General features: G+C 63.6%; 19 protein-coding genes. 7 read left to right on the forward strand and 12 right to left on the reverse strand.

Features of this window, described 5'->3' with window-relative positions:
• Nucleotides 1–32: 32 nt before the first annotated feature.
• The 6 genes from L338_RS08950 to L338_RS08975 all read right to left on the reverse strand — a co-directional run bounded on the left by L338_RS08950 (nucleotide 33) and on the right by L338_RS08975 (nucleotide 5322).
• Nucleotides 33–227, reverse strand: coding sequence for a DUF6898 family protein (locus L338_RS08950; RefSeq protein WP_022698034.1), 195 nt, complete (start codon nucleotides 225–227; stop codon nucleotides 33–35).
• A 21-nt stretch (nucleotides 228–248) separates the two neighbouring features.
• Nucleotides 249–1478 carry a 5-aminolevulinate synthase gene (gene hemA, locus L338_RS08955; protein ID WP_022698035.1) on the reverse strand — a complete coding sequence of 410 codons (1230 nt, stop codon included), beginning with the start codon at nucleotides 1476–1478 and terminating at the stop codon, nucleotides 249–251.
• A gap of 83 nt (nucleotides 1479–1561) precedes the next feature.
• Nucleotides 1562–2068: a transcriptional regulator LdtR gene (gene ldtR, locus L338_RS08960; protein ID WP_027068409.1), complete on the reverse strand. Its 507-nt coding sequence runs from the start codon at nucleotides 2066–2068 to the stop codon at nucleotides 1562–1564.
• Nucleotides 2069–2176: 108 nt separating this feature from the next.
• Nucleotides 2177–3088, reverse strand: a complete 912-nt coding sequence (gene mmsB / locus L338_RS08965; protein WP_022698037.1) for a 3-hydroxyisobutyrate dehydrogenase — start codon at nucleotides 3086–3088, stop codon at nucleotides 2177–2179.
• Between the two features lie 2 nt (nucleotides 3089–3090).
• A complete protein-coding gene (locus tag L338_RS08970; protein WP_022698038.1) occupies nucleotides 3091–4155 on the reverse strand; it encodes an enoyl-CoA hydratase/isomerase family protein in 1065 nt (354 codons plus the stop codon).
• Between the two features lie 27 nt (nucleotides 4156–4182).
• Nucleotides 4183–5322 carry an isobutyryl-CoA dehydrogenase gene (locus L338_RS08975; RefSeq protein WP_022698039.1) on the reverse strand — a complete coding sequence of 380 codons (1140 nt, stop codon included), beginning with the start codon at nucleotides 5320–5322 and terminating at the stop codon, nucleotides 4183–4185.
• A gap of 94 nt (nucleotides 5323–5416) precedes the next feature.
• On the opposite strand from L338_RS08975, the gene hemB reads away from it, so the two are divergent.
• Together hemB and gdhA are read left to right on the forward strand one after the other, a co-directional pair.
• Complete coding sequence (hemB, locus tag L338_RS08980; protein WP_027068410.1) at nucleotides 5417–6403, forward strand: porphobilinogen synthase; 987 nt, start codon at nucleotides 5417–5419, stop codon at nucleotides 6401–6403.
• A gap of 60 nt (nucleotides 6404–6463) precedes the next feature.
• On the forward strand, nucleotides 6464–7822 hold the full coding sequence (gdhA, locus tag L338_RS08985; protein ID WP_022698041.1) for an NADP-specific glutamate dehydrogenase: 1359 nt from the start codon (nucleotides 6464–6466) through the stop codon (nucleotides 7820–7822).
• Nucleotides 7823–7830: 8 nt separating this feature from the next.
• On the opposite strand, the gene L338_RS08990 is transcribed toward gdhA, so the two are convergent.
• The 4 genes from L338_RS08990 to L338_RS09005 all read right to left on the reverse strand — a co-directional run bounded on the left by L338_RS08990 (nucleotide 7831) and on the right by L338_RS09005 (nucleotide 11093).
• On the reverse strand, nucleotides 7831–8658 hold the full coding sequence (locus L338_RS08990) for a DUF2807 domain-containing protein (RefSeq protein ID WP_022698042.1): 828 nt from the start codon (nucleotides 8656–8658) through the stop codon (nucleotides 7831–7833).
• Between the two features lie 22 nt (nucleotides 8659–8680).
• A complete protein-coding gene (locus L338_RS16515; RefSeq protein ID WP_022698043.1) occupies nucleotides 8681–9601 on the reverse strand; it encodes a GIN domain-containing protein in 921 nt (306 codons plus the stop codon).
• Nucleotides 9602–9758: 157 nt separating this feature from the next.
• Nucleotides 9759–10160, reverse strand: coding sequence for a hypothetical protein (locus L338_RS09000; protein WP_022698044.1), 402 nt, complete (start codon nucleotides 10158–10160; stop codon nucleotides 9759–9761).
• Nucleotides 10161–10229: 69 nt separating this feature from the next.
• Nucleotides 10230–11093: an NAD(P)-dependent oxidoreductase gene (locus L338_RS09005; RefSeq protein WP_027068411.1), complete on the reverse strand. Its 864-nt coding sequence runs from the start codon at nucleotides 11091–11093 to the stop codon at nucleotides 10230–10232.
• Between the two features lie 113 nt (nucleotides 11094–11206).
• On the opposite strand from L338_RS09005, the gene L338_RS09010 reads away from it, so the two are divergent.
• Together L338_RS09010 and L338_RS09015 are read left to right on the forward strand one after the other, a co-directional pair.
• The gene (locus L338_RS09010) at nucleotides 11207–13537 is read left to right on the forward strand and encodes a penicillin acylase family protein (protein ID WP_022698046.1); all 2331 of its coding nucleotides are present in this window, start codon (nucleotides 11207–11209) and stop codon (nucleotides 13535–13537) included.
• A 43-nt stretch (nucleotides 13538–13580) separates the two neighbouring features.
• Entirely contained in the window at nucleotides 13581–14234 is a 654-nt protein-coding gene (locus L338_RS09015) for a DUF2959 domain-containing protein (RefSeq protein WP_022698047.1), read from the forward strand.
• Here the strand turns inward: L338_RS09015 and L338_RS09020 are convergent.
• Nucleotides 14231–16198 (reverse strand): alpha/beta hydrolase family protein, encoded by a 1968-nt coding sequence (locus L338_RS09020; RefSeq protein WP_022698048.1) that lies wholly within the window; start codon nucleotides 16196–16198, stop codon nucleotides 14231–14233. The two genes, L338_RS09015 and L338_RS09020, sit on opposite strands and share 4 nt — an antisense overlap.
• A gap of 170 nt (nucleotides 16199–16368) precedes the next feature.
• Between L338_RS09020 and L338_RS09025 the strand changes: the two genes are divergently transcribed.
• The 3 genes from L338_RS09025 (at nucleotide 16369) to L338_RS09035 (ending at nucleotide 20382) form a co-directional block, all read left to right on the forward strand.
• On the forward strand, nucleotides 16369–17901 hold the full coding sequence (locus L338_RS09025) for an acyl-CoA carboxylase subunit beta (protein WP_022698049.1): 1533 nt from the start codon (nucleotides 16369–16371) through the stop codon (nucleotides 17899–17901).
• 1065 nt (nucleotides 17902–18966) lie between these two features.
• Complete coding sequence (locus L338_RS09030; RefSeq protein ID WP_022698050.1) at nucleotides 18967–19416, forward strand: YybH family protein; 450 nt, start codon at nucleotides 18967–18969, stop codon at nucleotides 19414–19416.
• Nucleotides 19417–20382, forward strand: coding sequence for a YVTN family beta-propeller repeat protein (locus tag L338_RS09035; RefSeq protein WP_022698051.1), 966 nt, complete (start codon nucleotides 19417–19419; stop codon nucleotides 20380–20382). It abuts the gene before it with no gap.
• 57 nt (nucleotides 20383–20439) lie between these two features.
• Here L338_RS09035 and L338_RS09040 read toward each other — a convergent pair whose 3' ends face one another.
• Nucleotides 20440–21072, reverse strand: a complete 633-nt coding sequence (locus L338_RS09040) for a hypothetical protein (protein WP_022698052.1) — start codon at nucleotides 21070–21072, stop codon at nucleotides 20440–20442.
• Nucleotides 21073–21213 lie beyond the last annotated feature (141 nt).

Consider the following 21213-nt stretch of genomic DNA (forward strand, 5'->3'; position numbering starts at 1 on the left):
AATCCAGTGCATAGGCGGCTCCGCGCACACAATCAATCGCTGCGCCCGAGCCCCTTCTTCTTCATTACATAGTCAAGCTTGCGCCGGGCCAAAGTCTTCAGATCAGCCTGCGAGGCGCTGACCGGCCCGATGATCCACGCTTCGACGCCCGTGGCTTCGTCCACGGCGGCGACGCGCACGATGTTTCCGCGCCTGACAAATTCGAAAATGACGCCCCGGCCGGGCATCGCCTTTCCCGCGCCTGCGGGTCAGGCCGCCGCTGGACGGCGCGCCACGTTACACTGCGTCCACAGCGCATCCATGGACGAGACAAGCTTGTCCAGCATGGGGTCGTCGTGCATCGGCGACGGCGTAAAGCGGAGCCGCTCCGTGCCGCGCGGCACGGTGGGATAATTGATCGGCTGCACATAAAGGTCGTGATCGGCCAGCAGCAGATCGGAAACCGCCTTGGTGTGGCGCGGGTCGCCCACGAACACCGGCACGATATGGCTTTCGGACTGCATCACGGGCAGGCCGGCGTCCGCGAAACGCTGTTTCAGCTCCGCCGCCTTGGCCTGATGCGCGGCCCGCAATTGTTGCCCTTCCGCGCCTTGCAGGATTTCCACGCTTTTCAGCGCGCCCGCGGCCAGAACGGGCGAAAGCGCCGTTGTGAAAATGAAGCCCGGCGCCCAGGAGCGCACTGCATCGACGATCGTCGCGTCGGCCGCGATATAGCCGCCCATTACGCCGAACGCCTTGCCCAGCGTGCCCTCGATAATATCGACCCGGTCCATGACGCCGTCGCGCTCGGCAACGCCGCCGCCATGTTCGCCATAAAGGCCCACGGCGTGAACCTCATCCAGATAGGTCATCGCGCCGTACTTGTCGGCCAGGTCGCAAATCGCGCCGATGGGCGCGATATCGCCGTCCATCGAATAAACGGATTCAAATGCGATAACCTTGGGCGCGTCCGCCGGCGCTTCGGCCAGCAGGCTTTCCAGGTGCTCGACATCGTTGTGGCGGAAAATCCGCTTCTCACAGCCCCCGAACCGAACGCCTTCGATCATCGAGGCGTGGTTCATCTGATCGGAGAAAATGATCAGGCCCGGCAGGATCTTCGCCAGCGTCGAAAGCGTCGCCGAATTGGCGATATAGCCGGAGGTGAACAGAAGCGCGCCGCTCTTTCCGTGCAGGCCCGCCAGCCGGTCTTCCAGATCGACATGGAAACGCGTGGTGCCTGCGATATTACGCGTTCCGCCGGCGCCGGCGCCGGTTTCGTCCAGCGCGCCGTGCATGGCGTCCAGCACGTCCTTGTGCTGCCCCATGCCCAGATAGTCGTTGGAGCACCAGACGGTGATTTCGCGAATCTGGCCGTCATTGCCGCGCAGACGGGCGCGCGGGAACTGGCCGCGCAGGCGTTTGAGGTCCGCAAAGACCCGGTACCGGCCTTCCGCCTTGACCGTGTCCACGGCCTCTTCGAATGCTTTCCGGTAGTCCATTGCCCGTCCTGCAAATCAGGTTTTACAGGACCCTATGCCCCAAAGGAGCGCGCGGCGCCAACTTTTGTCGGCGCCGCAAAAGGTCACAGGCGATACTTTATGTGATCTTCCCAATAGCGTTCAAGACGCATCAGGGCCGTGTTCATGCTGTCCAGATCGTCCTGATCGACATTGGCGACCGGCTGGAGCGACTTCAACTGACGGTCGAACAACGTCTTCAATTGTTCGCGCACGTCCGAACCGGCCTGCGTCAGACTGACCCGGACCGCCCGGCGGTCGGAGTCGCAACGCTCGTGACGGATATAGTCCGCCTCGACCAGCTTCTTGAGGTTATAGGAGACGTTGGAGCCCAGATAATGCCCGCGGCTCCGCAGTTCGCCCGCCGTCAGTTCCTGGTCGCCGATATTGAACAGCAGCAGCGCCTGGACGCTGTTGATGTCGTTCCGGCCATGTCGCTCCAGATCATCCTTGATGACATCCAGAAGCTGGCGGTGCAGCCGCTCGACCAGGGTCAGCGTCTGCAGATAGCTCTTCTGAAAGTCAGGCTCTTGCTCGTCCGTACGGCTGGTTTCAGCCGCCGCATTCTGCATGCCCATAATCCCACCTTCTTCCCGGGTTTCACCCATGTTTCAGGTCGGATTAAAATCGAAAATGTCTAAAAGACGTTTAATTCGCTGGAGATAGATTTAACGGAGCGCCTAACGGGTCCATCCCGATTCGCTCAGGGACCCGTCCAGCAGCTTCATGATGCCGGAAAAATCCTTGTTCCCCGCGCCCAGCGCATCGAACATCGCGTAAAGCGCCTCGGCCTGCGCGCCCATCGGGGTGGAGGCGCCGTTGGCCGACGCCGCTTCCTGCGCCAGTTTCAGATCCTTCAGCATCATCGCCACGGCGAACCCGGGATTATAGTCGCGATTGGACGGCGCGGCCGGAACCGGCCCCGGCTCCGGGCAATAGGCGGTCAGCGACCAGCACTGGCCCGAGGCCTGTGACGCGATATCGAAGAAATTCTGCGGGTCCAGCCCCAGCTTCTTGGCCAGCGCAATTGCCTCGCACGTGCCGATCATCGAAATGCCCAGCAGCATGTTGTTGCAGATCTTGGCCGCTTGCCCCGCCCCGGACTCGCCCGCGCGGATAACCGCCTTGCCCATGATGTCCAGGATCGGCTCGGCCTTGCCGAACGCCTCTTCCGGCCCGCCGACCATGAAGGTCAGCGTCCCGCCGTCCGCCGCCGCGACGCCGCCGGAAACCGGCGCGTCGACCATCAGGAATCCGGCCTTGGCCGCCGCTTCGCCGACAGCGCGCGCGGACTGCACATCAATGGTGGAGCAATCGATCAGCAACGTGCCCTCGCCCGCCAGTTCGATCACGCCGCCTTCATTTTCATAGACCGACCGCACATGCTTGCCGGCCGGCAGCATGGAGACCACGACCTCGGCGCCGCTGATCGCGTCTTCCATCCGGTCGACCGGATTGCAGCCCTGCTCGCCGGCCTTCTTGCGGGCGGCTTCGGACAGATCGAAGGCGCGGACATCATGGCCCGCCTTGGCCAGGTTCGCGGCCATGCCCCCGCCCATGTTTCCCAGTCCGATAAATGCGATGGCGGTCATGGTCAGTTGTCCTTCGTGTCGTCGATGAATGTCAGCTCGCGGTCATTGTCCAGCGGCGCAAAATATTGCTCCAGCTCCGCATCGCCCACGCGCTCAAGATCGGAGGGATCCCATTTCGGATCGCGGTCCTTATCGATAATCTGGGCGCGTACGCCCTCATAGAAATCGTGCCCCTTCAGGCAATGCGCGGACAGGCGCAGCTCCCGCCGCATCGTGTCCTCGAATTCTGTCTGCGCGCCCATCTGGATGGCGCGGTGCGTCAGCTTCAGCGATGTCGGGGATTTGGTCCGCATCGTCTTGGCCTGCTCGATCGCCCAGTCGGAGCGGTCATTGTCCAGCGAGGCCAGAATCGCCTCGACCATCGGCGCGGCGAAGTGCGTCTCGATATCTTCCTGGCGCTTCTTCACCTCGCTCTCGCCCGCCTCTTCGGCAAAGGCGGCCAGCGTGTCCTCGATCCCCTCCGGGCCGTTTTCCAGCGCCTCGATCAATGCCGGGCGTTTGTCGCTGGGCGTGTAGGAGGTCGCGATGCCCATGGCCATGGCGTCCGCCGTTTTCAGGCGCGCGCCCGTCAGGCCCATCCACATGCCCGTCTTGCCCGGCAGCCGAGGCAGGAAATAGGTGCCGCCGACATCGGGATAAAAACCGATGCCCGTCTCCGGCATGGCCAGCATCGTGCTGTCCCCGGCCACCCGGTAATCGCCATGCACGGAAACGCCGACGCCGCCGCCCATCACAATGCCGTCGATCATTGCGACATAAGGCTTGGAGTAACGCTTGATAAGCTGGTTGAGACGATATTCGTCGCGCCAGAATTCATAGGCGCGCTCGTCCCCGGCCTTGCCGCTTTCATAAAGCAGGCGGATATCGCCCCCCGCGCAGAAGCCGCGATCCCCGGCGCCGTCCACCACGACCACCTTCACGTCCGGGTCGTTGCGCCACTCCAGCAGCGCCTTGGTCATGTCCAGGCACATCTGGCGGGTCAGGGCGTTCAGCGCCTTCGGGCGGTTCAGCGTGATCCGTCCGGCCCGGCCTTTCTTCTCGATAATCGTTTCGGACTCTTCCGACATTGAAAATTCCTTCCGGCCGAGCGCCGCTCAGCCCTTCATTTCGTGGCGGGCGATGATTACCCGCATGATCTCGTTCGTGCCTTCCAGGATCTGGTGGACGCGCAAATCGCGCACGATCCGCTCCACCGGATAATCCTTCAGGTATCCGTAGCCGCCGTGCAGTTGCAGCGCCTGGTTGGCGATGTCGAAGCAGGCGTCCGTGGCGAACCGCTTGGCCATGGCGCAGAGCTTGGGCGTCGCCGGGTCCGCGGCGTCAAGCGCGGCCGCGGCGCGGTAGAGCATCAGGCGGGACGCCTCCAGGTCCGTGGCCATGTCCGCCAGCTTGAACTGCGTCGCCTGGAAATCAGCGATGGATTTTCCGAATTGCTTCCGGTCGCCGACATATTCCTTGGCGACCTCATAAGCCTCCGTCGCGCCGCCCAGCGAACAGGCGCCGATATTGATGCGGCCGCCGTTCAGCCCGCTCATGGCGATCTTGAAGCCGATCCCCTCCTCGCCCAGACGATTCGCGGCCGGCACGCGGCAATCCTCGAAGATCACCGCCGAGGTCGGCTGGGAATTCCAGCCCATCTTCTTTTCCTGCGCGCCGAACGAGAGGCCCGGCGTGTCCTTTTCCACCACGAAGGTGGAAATCCCGCCCGGCCCGTCATCGCCCGTGCGCGCCATGACGACATAGATATCGCTGGTCCCGCCGCCGGAAATGAACGCCTTGGTCCCGTTCAGGATATAATCGTCGCCGTCCTTCACCGCCTTGGTTTTCAGGCTGCCGGCGTCGGAGCCCGCGCCCGGTTCGGTCAGGCAATAGCTGGCGATCTTTTCCATGGTCATCAGCGGCGGAATCCAGCGTTCGCGCTGTTCGCCGGAGCCGTAGGAATCGATCATCCAGGCGGCCATGTTGTGAATGGAGATAAACGCCGCAGTGGAGACGCACCCCCGGCTCAGCTGTTCGAACACGATGGCCGCGTCCAGCCGGGTCAGGCCCGAGCCGCCAAATTCTTCCTGCGTATAGAGCCCGGCGAATCCCAGCTCCGCCGCTTCGCGCAGCACATCGACCGGAAACGTCTTGTTCTCGTCCCAGCCGGGCGCGTTCGGGCGCATCCGGTCGGCGGCGAATTGCGCCGCGGTGTCTTGAATAAGCTGCTGTTCTTCGCTCAGTTCGAAATTCAAAAGAGGCGCTCCTGCAGTCTTGCCGCCTTGAATTGGCTTGGCCGTGGCGCGAAGTCAGGACAGAACGGAACGAAAATCAAGCGGAGTAACCCACTTGGCCGCATATCCCGCCACCCGCATGCGCCGGCTTCGGCAGGCAGACTGGACGCGCCGGATGGTGCGCGAAACAACGCTCACGCCCGACGATCTGATCTGGGCGATCGTGGTCAGCGAGAGCGCCGATCCGCGCCAGCCCGTCGCCGCCATGCCCGGCGCGGACCGCCTGTCCGTGGCCGAGACGGCAAAGGCCGCCAGGCGCGCCCGCGAACTCGGCATACCCGCCCTCGCCCTGTTCCCGCACATCAACCCGGCGAAGAAAGACGAGGTCGGCAGCGCCGGAACGGACCCTGACGGACTGGTCTGCCAGACGATCAAGGCGGTGAAGGACGCCGCGCCAGAAGTGGGCGTCATGGTCGATGTCGCGCTGGACCCCTACACGACTCACGGCCATGACGGCGTGCTGCGCGACGGCGAAATCCTCAATGACGACACGGTGGCCCGCCTCACCGATCAGGCGCGCGCCTTCGCCGAAGCGGGGGCGGACGTCATCGCCCCGTCCGACATGATGGACGGGCGCATCGGCGTGCTGCGCGGCATGCTGGAGGATGACGGCTTCACCAACACCCTGATCATGTCCTACGCCGCCAAATACGCCTCCGCCTTCTACGGCCCGTACCGGGAAGCCGTCGGCTCCGCCACGGCGCTGCAGGGCGACAAGAAGACCTACCAGATGGACCCGGCGAACATCGAGGAAGCCCTGCGCGAGGTGGAGCTGGACCTGGAGGAAGGCGCGGACATGGTGATGGTCAAGCCGGGCCTGGCCTATCTCGACATTGTCCACGCCGTGAAACAGGCCTTTCAGGCCCCGACCTATGCGTTCCAGGTCTCCGGCGAATACGCCATGATCAAGGCCGCCGGCGCCAATGGCTGGATCGACGAGGACCGCGCCATTCTGGAAACCCTGATGGCGTTCAGGCGCGCCGGCGCCAATGGCGTGATCACCTATTTCGCCGAACATGCTGCGGACATGCTGGGCGCCTGACGAACTTTACCCCGGCCTTCCGCGCTTTAGCTCCCATTACGCACAAACAGGGAGCACTCGATGAGCAAGAAGGCCGAAACGCGTGTCCAGTCCTTGCTGGACGACCTGAAAGAGCGACACCCCGACCAGCCCGAGTTTCACGAGGCGGTGGCGGGCGTGGCGCGCTCGGTCATGCCGCTGGTCCTGGAAAATTCGGCCTATGATGACTGCAAGGTTCTCGAACAACTCACCGAACCGGACCGCATCATCTCCTTCCGCGTCGCCTGGCGCGACGATGACGGCGCGGTGCACGTCAATCGCGGCTGGCGGGTCCAGCACAATCACGCCATCGGCCCGTACAAGGGCGGCCTTCGCTTTGCCCCGCACGTCAATGAAAGCGTCCTGAAATTCCTGGCCTTCGAGCAAACCTTCAAGAACGCCCTGACCAATCTGCCGATGGGCGGCGCCAAGGGCGGATCCGATTTTGATCCGCACGGCCGCTCGAACGGCGAAATCATGCGCTTCTGTCAGGCTTTCATGGAATGTCTCTATCGCTATATCGGCCCCAATACGGATGTTCCGGCGGGCGATATGGGCGTGGGCGGCCGCGAAATCGGCTTCCTGTTCGGTCATTTCATTCGTCTGACCAACACGTTCGAGGGCTCGCTCACCGGCAAGGGGCTGGCCTTTGGCGGCAGCGCCGAGCGGACGGAAGCGACCGGTTACGGCCTGATCTATTTCCTGGAAAACGCGCTGAACCATCACGATCTGGAATTGAAAGAACAGACCGTGGCGATCAGCGGCGCGGGCAATGTCGCCCTGTACGCCGCCGAAAAAGCCATGGAGGAAGGCGCGAAAGTCGTCACGCTCAGCGACTCCGGCGGCCTGCTGCACGTTAAAGAAGGTCTCGACGAGGACACGCTGGACGCCATCAAGCGTTGCAAGCTGAAGAAGCACGGCGCTTTGGAAGACGGCGCAGGCGATATCAAGGGCGCGAAATTTCATAAGGACAAAACGCCCTGGGGCGTGGAATGCGATATCGCCCTGCCCTGCGCCACCCAGAACGAACTGGACGGTGACGCCGCGAAAACCCTGATTGATAACGGCGTCAAAGCCATCGCGGAGGGCGCGAACATGCCCTGCACCGAAGAGGCCCGCGAGGCTTTCCGGAAATCAGACGTGATTTTTGTCCCCGGCAAGGCCGCCAATGCCGGCGGTGTTGCGGTCTCGGGGCTGGAGATTTCCCAGAACGCGGTTGGTCTTCAATGGGACCGTGAAGAGGTCGACCAGCGCCTGCGCCGGATCATGTCGGAAATTCACGACAAGTGCCGCGACGCGTGTCCGGACAAGGACTGCAAACCGCTGGACTATGTCGCCGGGTCGGACATTGCCGGATTCAAACGGGTCGCCGACGCCATAGTCGCCTATGGCGTCGGCTAGGGCGGCGTTTATTGCGCCTGGTTGACGCTGATCTCGCCAATTCCCGTACGGTTGCGGGTCAGATCGCCATCATAGGTGTCGATGCTGATCTCCCCGATTCCCGTCATGCTCAGATCGGGATTCACGGCATGTCCGCCAAAGGACACGTCCCCGACGCCTGACATATCGACTTCCAGCGGATCGGCCCGGCCATCCCGGATCGTGATGTCGCCGACGCCGTTCAGTTCGATCTCCACCGGGCCGTTCACCGACCCGACGGTTATATCGACCACGCCCGAGATATCGGCGGTGAAGCCTTGCGTCTCGCCCAGGTCGATATCCTGAACGCCGCTGATGTCGAAGCGGGTGTCGCCGCGCACGGCGCCGACCTCCAGCCGTCCGCACTCACTGGTTTCCAGGTCAAAACCGGAAACGGTTTCAATATCGGTCGCGGCGATCGAATCCTCGATCCGAAGCAGCACCGATTCCGGGGCGGAGATGGTCAGCGTGTTGGCTTCCCTGGCGTCGTGGAACTTGCCCTTGAAGAACAAGGGGCCGTCCTCGCGATAGCCGGACCGGTCGCCATCGCTGCCACAATCATATTCATCGCCCAGATCGCGCGACTCGCCCCGGACCAGCAGCACGCCGTCTTCGAAGCTGATGGACGCGCCGGGCGCATCTTCATCCTCACCGCGGGTCAGCGTCACGGTGGTTTCCGCATTGCCGCTATTGGTCAGTTCGACCTCGCCCAGGAAGTTGGAAATGACGATTCCTTCGGCTTCGTAAGTGCCGCCTTGCTGCGCGAAGGCCGGCGCCGCGGACAGCGCTGCAACCGACAGGATCAACATGGTTTTCATGATCTTTTCCCCTCAGCGCGCCTTAAGAGCACGAGCCGGCGCAATCGCCGCTGAAATCGCCAGAACCCATGATCCGCTTGTCGACCTTGCCGCTATAGGACGCGACCCAGACATCGCCGGAGCCCATGATGGCGATTTCCGGATTGGTCACCGCCCCGTCAAAACTCACATCGCCGGATCCGGCGATGGTTACCTTGAAGGACGTTGTCTCGCCGCCATCGACCTCAATATCGCCGGAGCCGTTCACGCTGGCTTCCAGCGGTCCATCTATCCGGTCGACATAAATGCCGCCGGAGCCGTCAATGCTCAGATCGCCGCCATTCGCGACCGCGCCGGTCTCGATATCGCCCGACCCGCTGATCGTGAATTTGCCGGACCCGGCAATAGATCCGGTCGCAAGATCGCCAGACCCGGAGATTTTCAGTACGGCGTCGCCGCCAACATCGCCGGTTTCGATGTCGCCGGATCCGTCAATCTTGCCGCGCAAATCGCCTGAAACATCACCTAAGGTCAGGCGGCCGCAGCCATCCATTTCCACATCGGCGGACGACAAGTCGCCAGTCTCGCCGTGCACCATGGAATCGGTGACTTTCAGGCTGGCGCTGGCGGGAGCCGAAACGCGGATGACGGGAAAATCCTCAATCGAGTGATAATCGCCAAATCGCGACACGCGAATCTGCAGGTCGCCGCCGCGGCGGCTGCGGCAGCTATAGCTGCGCATTTTGCGGCGATCGCCTTCGACAGCATATCCCTCGCCCCGTTGTGAAACTTTTGGCGTTTCAACAAGGTCGCCAGGATTTTCAACGGTCACGGAAAGACTGTCCGATTCCGTCCAGACAATCGCGCCGAACACGTCGTCGATTACGATCTCCTGCGCCTGCGCAGCGCTCGCCGCGCACGCGGCAACGCCGCCGAGCAGAATTGTACGGTAAATGGTTTTCATGGGGTCTCCCTCCTCAAGACATCTGATCTTCTGCCCTGTTGGATGCGGGGGAAAGCCCTTCCGGATGCAAACGACCGAATTAAAGTTTCGCAAGATTCAAAACGGGCGGACCGAAATGGCCCGCCCGTCAGAAATGTCACATGGCTGAAAGCCTGTATTATTCTTCAGGCCAGCTCGGCAGGGTATTGAGTTCGGTGACCGACATTTCAGTCACCAGGTCGATCTCGTCATCCCAGATTTCAAAGAAATCATCGTCTTCCCGGGCGACAAGGCCGGCCAGCGGCAGTTCCACAACGCGCTCGGCGTCCAGGAAATCGTCTTCCAGTTCGACCAGCACGGAAACAACAGCGCCCGACTGATCGACCAGAACGGCCTCGACCTCGCCCAGCTCATCGCCAGCGGGATTGATCAGGTCTGCATCCTCGATCTGTCCGGCGGTGACGCCCAGATCGGTCATCACATTATTGTCGGCCCGCATATAGGGGCTTTGCGCAAGCGCCGCGCCAGCCGCCAGGGATGCAGCGGTAGCGAGAATGGCGGTTTTGTTCAGCATTTTCATTGTTACGCCTCCTTCGCGTTCGTCCTGGAGGCATAAACGGGGCGCCCGCCCCCTTCGTTCCGGTCAGTATCAGGGCTTGCGCAGCCGCGCGATCAGGCTGGACGTATCCCAGCGGGCCCCGCCCTGTAACTGCACCCCGGCATAGAACTGATCGACCAGCGCGGCGACCGGCAGGCTGGCGCCGTTCTCGCGCGCTGCGTCCAGCGCGATACGGAGATCCTTGCGCATCCAGTCAACCGCGAAACCGAATTCGAATTCGTCCTTCACCATCGTTTCCCAGCGATTTTCCATCTGCCAGCTTTGCGCCGCGCCCTTGGAAATCGCCCCGATCACTTTTGCCGGATCCAGTCCCGCTTCCTGCGCGAAGTTCAGCCCCTCGGACAGGCCCTGGACGATCCCGGCGATGCAGATCTGATTGACGCATTTCGCCAGCTGCCCGGACCCGGCCGGGCCGATCAGCGAACACGCCTTGGCGTAGGCGTCCATAATGGGCTCCGCCGCGCGATAATGAGACTCTTCGCCGCCGCACATAACTGTCAGCTGGCCGTTCTCGGCGCCGGCCTGACCGCCTGAAATCGGCGCATCAAGAAATCCCACGCCCTTGGCGCCGGCCGCTTCCGCCAGTTCCTGAGCCAGCGCGGGAGAGGCCGTGGTGTGGTCGACCATGATCGCGCCGGGCTCCATCACCTCCAGCGCCGGCTCCGCCACGGCCCTCACATCGGGATCATCGCCGACGCAGATAAAGACAAACTCAGCGTCCTTCGCCGCCTCTTTTGCCGTATCCGCGGCCCGGCCCTTGTGTTTTTCGGCCCAGGCGGACGCCTTGGCGCCGGTGCGGTTCCACACCGTCACATCATGCCCGGCGGCGGACAGATGCCCCGCCATCGGAAAACCCATTACGCCGAGACCGAGAAACGCGACTTGCCGAGCCATGGCCGAAACCCTCTAATGCTGTTCAACGAACCTTGCGCGACCATAGGCAAGGCGCGGCGGCCGTGAAACCGGCCTGACCGCAAAAGGGACGACAGGTCGGGGGACAGCTTCAAATGGCGGCACTGGGTCGATGGATTCGTCGCATCATATTGATTGCGATTGCGCTGGTGATCGTCGCGGCGGGATGGTTCGTGTGGCGTCTTTATGCCTCGCTGCCGATGACCGAGGGCGAGATCGCGCTGGAGGGCCTGTCAGAGCCCGCCTATATCGTGCGCGACGCCAACGCCGTGCCGCACATCTTTGCCAGCGACGCAAACGTCGCGGCCTATGCGCTGGGCGTCGCCCACGCGCAGGATCGCCTGTGGCAGATGCACTTCACGCGCGCCGCGGTTCGCGGACAGCTCGCCGCCATGCTGGGGCCGGACGCGGTCGCCAATGACGCCCGCATGCGCATCTATGGCCTTGCCGCCGCGTCAGACGATCTGGCCGCGCGCCTGTCGGAAGATGACCGCGCCTATTTTCAGGCCTATGCCGACGGCGTGAACGCCTTCATGGCGTCAGACGGCTTTTCCAGACCGCCGGAATTCCTGCTGCTTCAAACCAGGCCGCAGCCCTGGACGGTCGCCGACACGATCCTGATCTACAAGGCGATCGCGCTCGACCTCGTCACGGGCGATGCCATGCGCGCCGCGCCGCGGGCCCGGCTGACCTCCGTCCTCGGCCAGGCCAGAACCCGCGCCTTCCTGCCGCCCTACCCGGAAGACGGCGTGCGCGCGCTTTCGGAAGACGAGGTGAACTATTCCGGCGAAGCCGCCGACACCGCGATAGAGGTCGAGGCCGGCCGCGATCCGATGGGGGAAGAACCCGAAGGCTCCAATAACTGGGTTGTTTCGGGCCAGCACACCACGTCCGGCTCCCCGCTTCTGGCCAATGACCCGCATCTGGGCCACCGCACGCCCGGCGTCTGGTATCTGGCGCGCATGACCACGCCGCAAGGCTCGCAGGTCGGCGCCACCCTGCCCGGCGCGCCCAATATCGTGCTGGGCCATAATGGCCGCATCGCCTGGGGCTTCACCAATACCGGCACGGACGTGATGGACCTTGTCACGGCGGAAGAGGCCGGTCTCGACCTCGTTTCGGAAGACACCGAGACCATCCGCGTGAAAGGCGGGGAGCCGGTCGAGCTGAAGATTCGCAAAACTGCGGACGGCGTGGTCCTGCCCCGCGACTGGTTCGACGCCGCTCAGATCCAGCCGCTGGACACCGCCGCCATCCTTGTCTCCCCGCTGGACGATCCGGACGATTTCACCTCCACGGTGGGCCGGCGGATTTCCAGCGCCGAGAGCTGGGACGACCTGAACGCCGCCCTGCGCAATTTCGTCGTGCCGATGCAGAATATCGTGTTCGCCGACACCGCCGGGAATATCGGTTTCATCACGCCCGGCCGAGCGCCGCTGCGCGGCGAATCCGGGGCATGGACCGGCCAGATCCCGTTCGAGGACCTGCCCCGCACCTATAATCCTGAAGACGGCATGGTGGTCACCGCCAATAACCAGATCCCGCCCGACGGCTATCCCTATTTCCTGACAGAAAGCTGGTCGCCGCCCTTCCGCGCGGCGCGCATCACCGACCTGCTGACCGCCGACCGCCGGCTGGACAAGGCCGATTTCCGGGCCATCCAGACCGATGTCGTCTCCGGCTGGGCGACCGACGCCCTGCCCCATCTCTGGGAGGCCCGCCCCGAATCCGCCAACGGACAGGAATCCCTGCGACGCCTGCGCGGCTGGAACGGCGAGATGCGCCGCGGCTGGCCGGAGCCGCTGATCTTCGCCGAATGGATGAAGGAGCTGTCGCGCGCCATCTATGAGGACGATCTGGGCGAGGCCTTCATCGTCTATCACCGCCCGCGCGAGCAGTTCATCGTCAATGTCCTGTCCGGCGAAGCGCCCGGCTGGTGCGACGATTCCCGGACCGAGCTGCGGGAATCCTGCACCGACATCGCCGGCCCGGCGCTGGACCGCGCCGTCGCCGTGCTGGCCGAACAATACGGCCCCGATCTGGAAAACTGGAGCTGGGGCGAGGCGCATCCCGCCTATTTCGCCCATTATCCGTTCGCGGCCTCCTCCTTCCTCGACCGCATCTTCTCCACCCGCGTTCCCGCGCCGGGCGATGGAACCACGGTCAATGTCGCTCACTATTCCTATTCCCGTGAAGACTTCCGCGCCTTCCACGGTGCCAGCTATCGCGCGATCTACGACCTCGCCGACCTCAACGAGTCGCAATTCATCTCGCCCGTCGGGCAGTCCGGCCATTTCCTCTCGAAGCATTACCGCGACCTGGCCGAACCCTGGGCCGACGGCGAATATTTCGAGATCCGTTATGACTGGACGCCGCAGAATGCCCCGGAATCCACCGAAACCCTGGTCCTGCGCCCGGCGCGATAGCCGGTCATTTCACATTCATCGGAGACCGGCATAGTCTGAGACCATGATGAAGCGACTGACATTCGCGCTGACCGCGCTCGCCCTCGTGTCCAGCCTTGGCGCCTGCTCCAACGCCTATTACGGCGCGATGGAGGAGCTGGGTTACGAGAAGCGCGACATCCTTGTCGGCCGCGTCGAGACGGCGCGCGACAGCCAGGAAGAGGCGAAAGAACAGTTCGAGAGCGCGCTGGAGGCGTTCCGTTCGGTCGTGGACATCAATGGCGGCGAACTGGAATCCGCCTATGACCGCCTCAGCGCCGAATATAACCGCGCCGAGGCGGACGCCCAGCGGGTCCGCGACCGCATCAACTCGGTCGAGAATGTCTCCGAAGACCTGTTCCGCGAATGGCGGGCCGAGCTGGACGCCTATCAGGACCCGTCCTTGCGCGAGACCAGCGCCCGGCGCCTGCGCGAGACCGAGGCCCGCTACGCCAGCCTGATCTCTCAGATGCGCGCGGCCGCGGCCCGCATGGACCCGGTGCTGGAAATCTTCGAGGACCGCGTCCTGTTCCTCAAGCACAACCTGAACGCCCGCGCCATCGCCTCGCTGAGCGCCGAAACCGGCCAGCTGGAGGCCGACGTCGCCCGCCTGATCGCGGAAATGGAGCGCGCCATCGCCGAGGCCGACGCCTTCATCGCCGCCAATCGCGGCGCCTAGCGCAGGTTTTCCGCCAGGAAGTTCTCCATCAGCGCCGCAAATTCCTCCCGGCTGCGCTCGCTGGCGAAATAATGGTCGTCGCCCTTGAGGGTGACGAAGTCGAAATCCGCCCCCGCATCTTCAAGCGCCGCCCGCATCACCCCGGCATGGTCATAGGACACGGTCGTGTCGTCCTCCGCATGGACCAGCAGCACAGGCTCGTCATAGGCCGCGGCGTTCAGCGCCGGCGACCAGGCGCGCAGACGCGCATCGTCGGTAATCCGGTCGCCCATATAGAGCTTGAGATAGTTGGTGCCCTCGGTGGGGTTTCCGCCGGCAAGGGTCTCGCTGGCCAGCATCGGCAAATGCGTCACGCCATTGGCGCTGATCACGCAGTCCAGCGCCAGATCGTCCCGCATCCCCAGAGACAGCGCCGCGAACCCGCCATAACTGGCCCCCAGCGCGCACATGCGCTGCGGATCGGCGATGCCCTGCGCCGCCATCGCTTTCGCGCTGTCCACGATATCGTCGATCATCGCGGCGCCCCACTGGCCATAGCCCGCATCGCGGAAATCGGCGCCATAGCCGGACGATCCCCGGAAATTGGGTTGCAGCACGGCATAGCCGCGGCTCGCCAGAAATTGCGCGATCCAGTCAAACCCCGCCGTGTCCCGCGACTCCGGTCCGCCATGCGGCAGGATCACGGTCGGGAACGGTCCGGATGCCGGGTCGGCGTTCAGCGGATAGGTCACATAGGCGGGAATCGTCATCCCGTCCCGCGCCTCGAACTCGAACGCCTCGACCTGCGCCATTTTCTCCGGCGGCAGCATCGGCCGGTTGAACCCGATTACCTCCAGCTGTCCCGTTTCCGTGTCGAACAGGCTGTAGGACCCGGAGAAACGCGGCCCCTCCGCATAGACCAGGAAACGCTTGCGGTCCCGCGTCCATGAGGTCAGCGAGACATGCTCGTCCGGCAGCGCCTTGTCGAGCGCGGCGCGGTATTTCTCCAGTTCCTCGTCAAAATAATGCTGGCGCGAAAAGTCGTCGCGATAGGCATAGCCGGCGATCTCGTTCCGGAACGGGTCGACGATCGCGTAATCCACGTCATGCCCGTCGGGGGCGGTCGCGATCCGCTCGATCATTCCCTCGTCCATATTCAGCTCGAACAGGCCGCTGAATCCGTCTTCTCCATAGGCGTCGACCACCAGGCTGGAATCATCCAGCGCCCCGACAACGGTGAACGGCCGGATCGGGGTGTCTTCCTTGCGATAGACGCTGTCGAACCCGCTCGATCCCCGGAAAATTTCATAGACCCGCGTCTCCGGGTCATAGTTCACCCGCGCGATCACGCTGCCGTCCGGATGGGTCACCAGGTCGATCGTGTTGTCGCTTCCGGTGTCCAGACGCCGGCCGCCGCTATTGCCCAGATTGGCGCGGAACACGGCCAGTTCGAAATGCCCGCCGCTGGCGTTGACCCGCGTGAAACTGCGCGCCGATGACGCGTCATAACGCAGGCCCAGCATGATGATGTGCTCGGGGTCGTCCGGCAGATAGCTGAGAATATTGCCGAGGCTGCCGCTGAACACCCGCTCCCCGCTCAGCAGCACGTTTGCCTTGCCGCGCTCCACGTCCACGGAAACAACGACCGACTCGGTGAAGGTGAACATGCCCTCCATCGTCTGGATCTTGCGCGTCTCCCGCGCCTGCATCAGCACGTAATTGTCGCTGGCCCAGGTCAGGCCGGACAGGAACATGTCCTCCGGCGCCTTGATCACCCGCACCGGCTCGGTCATCTCGCCGGTATTATAGATGAACAGCGCCTGCGTGCCTTCATGGGGCCGATAGGCGGCGATCATCCGGCCATTGGGCGAAATTTCCGCGGCCGCCATGTCCGGCAGATGCGTATAGGCATCGCGTGGCGGCGTCTGGGCGTGCGCGGCGGCGGCCGCGAGAACCGCGCAAGCGGCGACAAGCGTTCTGATCATGATGATGGGCTCCCCTCCCCGGTACAGTCTTCCTGACTAGCCCTGAAGGCGGCGTCCGGTCAAACCGCGATTTAGGGTTGAGCGCACTCCCGCGTTGCCCCGCCCGCGCCTTTCGCGCTAACCCTTTGCCCGAGCGAAAAGAACACAGTCGAGCCGGGGGCCGTACATAGATGAAAGAGATCCTGGAGGCCCTTGAGGCCAAGCGTGAAGCAGCGCGTCAGGGCGGCGGAGAGCGCCGCATCGAAGCCCAGCACGAAAAGGGCAAGCTGACCGCGCGCGAACGTCTGGAGATCCTTCTCGATGAAGGCTCGTTCGAGGAAATCGGCATGTTCGTCGAACATCGCTGCAGCGATTTCGGCATGGAGGACAAGAAGATCCCCGGCGACGGCGTGGTCACCGGCTCCGGCACCATCAATGGCCGCCTCGTCTATATCTTCTCCAAGGATTTCACCGTTTTCGGCGGCTCGCTGTCGCTGGCCCACGCCGAGAAGATCACGAAGATTCAGGACATGGCGCTGCGCAACGGCGCGCCGATCATCGGGCTGTTCGACGCCGGCGGCGCCCGCATCCAGGAAGGCGTGGACGCGCTGGGCGGCTATGCGGAGATTTTCCAGCGCAACGTGCTGTCCTCCGGCGTTGTGCCGCAGATCAGCGTGATCATGGGCCCGTGCGCGGGCGGGGACGTCTATTCCCCCGCCATGACCGATTTCATCTTCATGGTGCGCGGCACCTCCCACATGTACGTCACCGGCCCGGACGTGGTGAAGACCGTCACCAACGAAGTCGTGACGCATGAGGAGCTGGGCGGCGCCAAGGTCCACGCCGCCAAGTCGGGCGTGGCCGAAGGCGCCTATGACAATGATTTTGAGGCGCTGACCCAGATGCGCCGCCTGATCGACTTTCTGCCGCTGAACAACCGCGAAAAACCGCCCAAGCGCGAATCCTACGACGACCCCGACCGGATCGAGGACAGCCTCGACACCCTCGTCCCCGACAATCCGAACAAGCCCTATGATATTCGCGAACTGATCCAGAAGACCGCCGACGAAGGCGACTTCATGGAAATCGCCCCCGAATACGCCAAGAACATCGTGGTCGGCTTCGGTCGGGTCGAGGGCTCCACGGTCGGCTTCGTGGCGAACCAGCCCATGGTGCTGGCCGGCGTGCTGGATATCGACGCCTCCAAGAAGGCCGCCCGCTTCGTGCGCTTCTGCGACGCCTTCAATATCCCGATCGTGACCTTCGTGGACGTCCCGGGCTTCCTGCCCGGCACCCGCCAGGAATATGGCGGCCTCATCAAGCACGGCGCCAAGCTCCTGTTCGCCTATGCCGAATGCACCGTCCCGAAAGTCACCATCATCACGCGCAAGGCCTATGGCGGCGCCTATGACGTCATGGCCTCCAAACATCTGCGCGGCGACATCAACTATGCTTGGCCCACCGCCGAGATCGCCGTGATGGGCCCGAAAGGCGCCGCCGAGATCATCTTCCGCAAGGACGCCGACGATCCCGACAAGATGGCCGAGCACGTCAAGGACTACGAAGACCGCTTCGCCAACCCGTTTGTGGCGGCGTCCAGAGGCTATCTCGACGACGTCATCATGCCCCACTCCACCCGCAAGCGCGTGGCCAAGGCGCTACGGACGCTCGCCAACAAGAAGCTCGAAAATCCCTGGAAGAAGCACGACAATATTCCGCTCTAGGCGCGGATATTCGTCCAGATTTCCCGGGGAGATTTGCGCCCTCCAGACGCCGCCTTCGAGACGCCCTCACGGGCTCCTCAGGCTAAGGGATGGGGTTGGAAGGCGTTGTTCTAACCCACGCTTCCATCACCCTCACCCTGAGGAGCCGCGCCAAGGGCGCGGCGTCTCGAAGGGCCGTCACAGAACAAAACGCGCCCTCCCTATCATCCACCATTGTCATCCCGGACTTGATCCGGGATCCCGGCGAACAAGCGCGCAAGCTTCGCCGAGATCCCGCATCTCCGCTTCGCTCCGTGCGGGATGACAATTTAGGGGGATGAATCAAAAACAATCCGCCCGGCCTCCGGGACGGCGTAAGCTCGTCCCCGTTCACCGTCATGCGAGGGGCTTCGGATCCGGTCGCCCGAGGGACGGAGTGAACGCGGTTCCCGGGATACGGCATGGCTCGACCGAGTCCGTGCGCGTCCCGGCGCACCGCCAGGCGCCAGTCTGAGGCTGAAATGCCCTGGCTATTAAGACTCTGGCGGCAGCGGATGGAGAGGCCGGTCGAGGCGACTCCCGCCCTCCGCAAAAGAACCGCGCGGCGCGTCTTTCGAAGACGCGAAACATACAAACACACGGTAACCGGCGTCCCGAAAGACGCGCCGCAACACCCTTGCCCTCTGACTCGATCAGAGGGGTCGTGTTTCTTCTTCTCTCACCTCTGCGGCCTGCGGGCCGTGGAGGCGAAGGCGCTTACCCCAACGAGTCCCCGGAAATCGCATAGCGATTATCCGGGGTCCAGAGATAGCGGCCACGTTGCAAACTGGATCCCGGACAATGGCTGCGGCCATTTCCGGGAGCTGAAAGAGAGAAAAGCAAAAAAAGAACGTCATCCTCCGACGGACCCCGGCCTTGAGCCGGGGGGAGATCGGAGGACCCAGTTGAAGTCTTTACGCTCCAAGCTCCCTGGGTCCTCCGGTCAAGCCGGAGGATGACGGTGAAGAGAGGCAGAGGGCGAAAAACCGCTCCCGCAGCGCGGCTGATCCGCTAGTCTGGCGTTCCGCCAGATCAGGAGACGCGCCGATGAAACCGTTCGTACTCTGCCTCGTCTTTCTCGCCGCCTGCTCGCAGAACGCCGGCGCGTCCGGTTTCCGCGAAACGCTGGACGCGCATCTGCAAGCCATACAGACGCGCGACCTCGCCGCCTATGAGGCAACGATCACCGGCGGCGACACCCTTACCCTGATCTTCCCGGACGGACGCCTGATCGAGACCCGCGCTGAAGTGATGGATTTTCACCGCGACTGGTTCGCGGACGAGACATGGAGCATGAGCTTCACCCCTGTCCGCGTCATCGAAGGCGCGGAGCTTTCCACCGCGCTTTACCGCACGCGGTTTGAAACCACGCTTGAAAACGGCGACCCTTACTGGTCGGAGAGCTATCTCGCCCTCACCTTCGCGCTGGAGGACGGGCAATGGCGCCTGACTCATGACCAGAATACCCGCATCCGCACCAGCCAGGACGACACCTAAATGACCAGAACCCTTCTTGCCCTCCTTGCCGCAACCACCCTCTCCGCCCCCGCGTTCGCCGACCAGATCGCGGTCGTGAACAAGGGAGAGGACACGCTCGCCCTCGTCGATCCCGAAACGCTGACGGTCACGGCCACCGTCCCGACCGGCTCCAACCCGCATGAGGCCTGGACCGCGCCGGACGGCTCTGCGGTCTATGTCACCGATTACGGATCCGCCGAAGGCTCGACCGTCACCGTCATCAATCCGGCCAGCGCCGAAGTCGCCGCCACATGGAGCCTCGGCCCCAATCGCGGCCCGCATGGCGTGTGGTCCTCCGCCGACGGCTCGAAGCTCTGGGTGACGACGGAGGGCACGGGAACGGTGGTGGAGCTGGACGCCGCCAGCGGCGCGCTCCTGAACACCTGGGAAACCGGGCAGGATGTCAGCCACATGATCGTGCCCCTGCCGGGCGGCGAGAAGCTCTATGTCACCAATATCGGGTCGGGCACCGTCACCGTCATCAACCGCGCCGATGACAGCGTCGCCACCATCACCGCCGGCGCCGGGGCGGAAGGCATCGACGTCTCGCCCGACGGCTCCGAAGTCTGGGTGACCAGCCGCGACCAGGGCGAAATAGCCATCATCGACCCTGCAGCGGACGAGGTGATCGAGACGATTTCCTCGCAAGGCGAAGTGCCGATCCGCGCCAAGTTCACCCCGGACGGCTCGCAGGTCTGGGTCTCCAATGCCGGCTCCAACGCGGTCGCCGTATTCGATGCGGCCAGCCGCGCGCATCTGGGCTCCATCGATGTCGGCGCGGTCCCGGTCGGCGTGTTGATGTCGCCGGACGGCAAACGCGCCTTCGTCGCCAATACGCAGGACGACAGGATCACCATTATCGATGTCGCCAGCCGCGAGGTAACGGGAGAGCTGGTCACCGGCGACGAACCGGACGGCATGGCCTGGGTCAGCAGCGCGGAATAACCATGAAAAAGGGCGGCCGCGATGGCCGCCCTTCAAAGGTTTCAAATCTGGCCGCCTTTAACGCGCGACAACGCGTCCATTGGCGTCCAGCCGCGCATTGCTGGGAACCCAGACCCAGCCCTGTCCGTCGACAAGCACCTGCGCGCCGTGATCGAAATTGCGGTAATCGCGCACCATCAGCGAGGAATCGATATCCGCATTGACCGCCGAATTGGCGTTGGCGCGAACGCGGGCGCGATCATTGGCGTTAACCGCCGCGCGCGAATTCACGCCCGCTCGGGCGCGAGCGTCGCCGTCATAACGGGCATTGGCGCGGGCCCGGCGTTCACGGGCCGCTTCGATGCGCGCTTCTGCGCCCACGCGCGCGTCAGCGCCCGCATCCTGAAGACGGTCGGCGCGATCCTCCGCGCGGTCTTCCAGCTCGTCAGCCCGGCGTTCGGCGCGATCTTCCAGATCGTCCATCCGCTCTTCCCGAAGGTCTTCGGCGTCATCAAGACGCTCCTTGAGCTCGCCGCGCTGAAATTCGCCTTCCAGTTCGGTCTGGCCGCGAACCGCGCCATTGACGGGGCCGTTCACCTGACCGGTGGTCTCGTTCACGACGCTGCCGCCAACAACCTGCGCCTGGGCCGGAACGGCCAGCGCGAACAGGGCCGCCGCGGCGGCGCTCGAAATCAGATATTTATTACGCATGGGTTCGATCTCCTTTTGCGTGATCGATTGACCCGTGAAACGCGCCCCCGCGCCGCCATGTTCCTTTATAATTCAGTCGGCACATCAAATTTGGATCGCTATTTTCACGCTCCCCTAACGCATTTCGTTTATGGCTCGACC

The organism is Euryhalocaulis caribicus (genome assembly GCF_000412185.1).
Taxonomy (GTDB): Bacteria; Pseudomonadota; Alphaproteobacteria; order Caulobacterales; family Maricaulaceae; genus Euryhalocaulis; species Euryhalocaulis caribicus.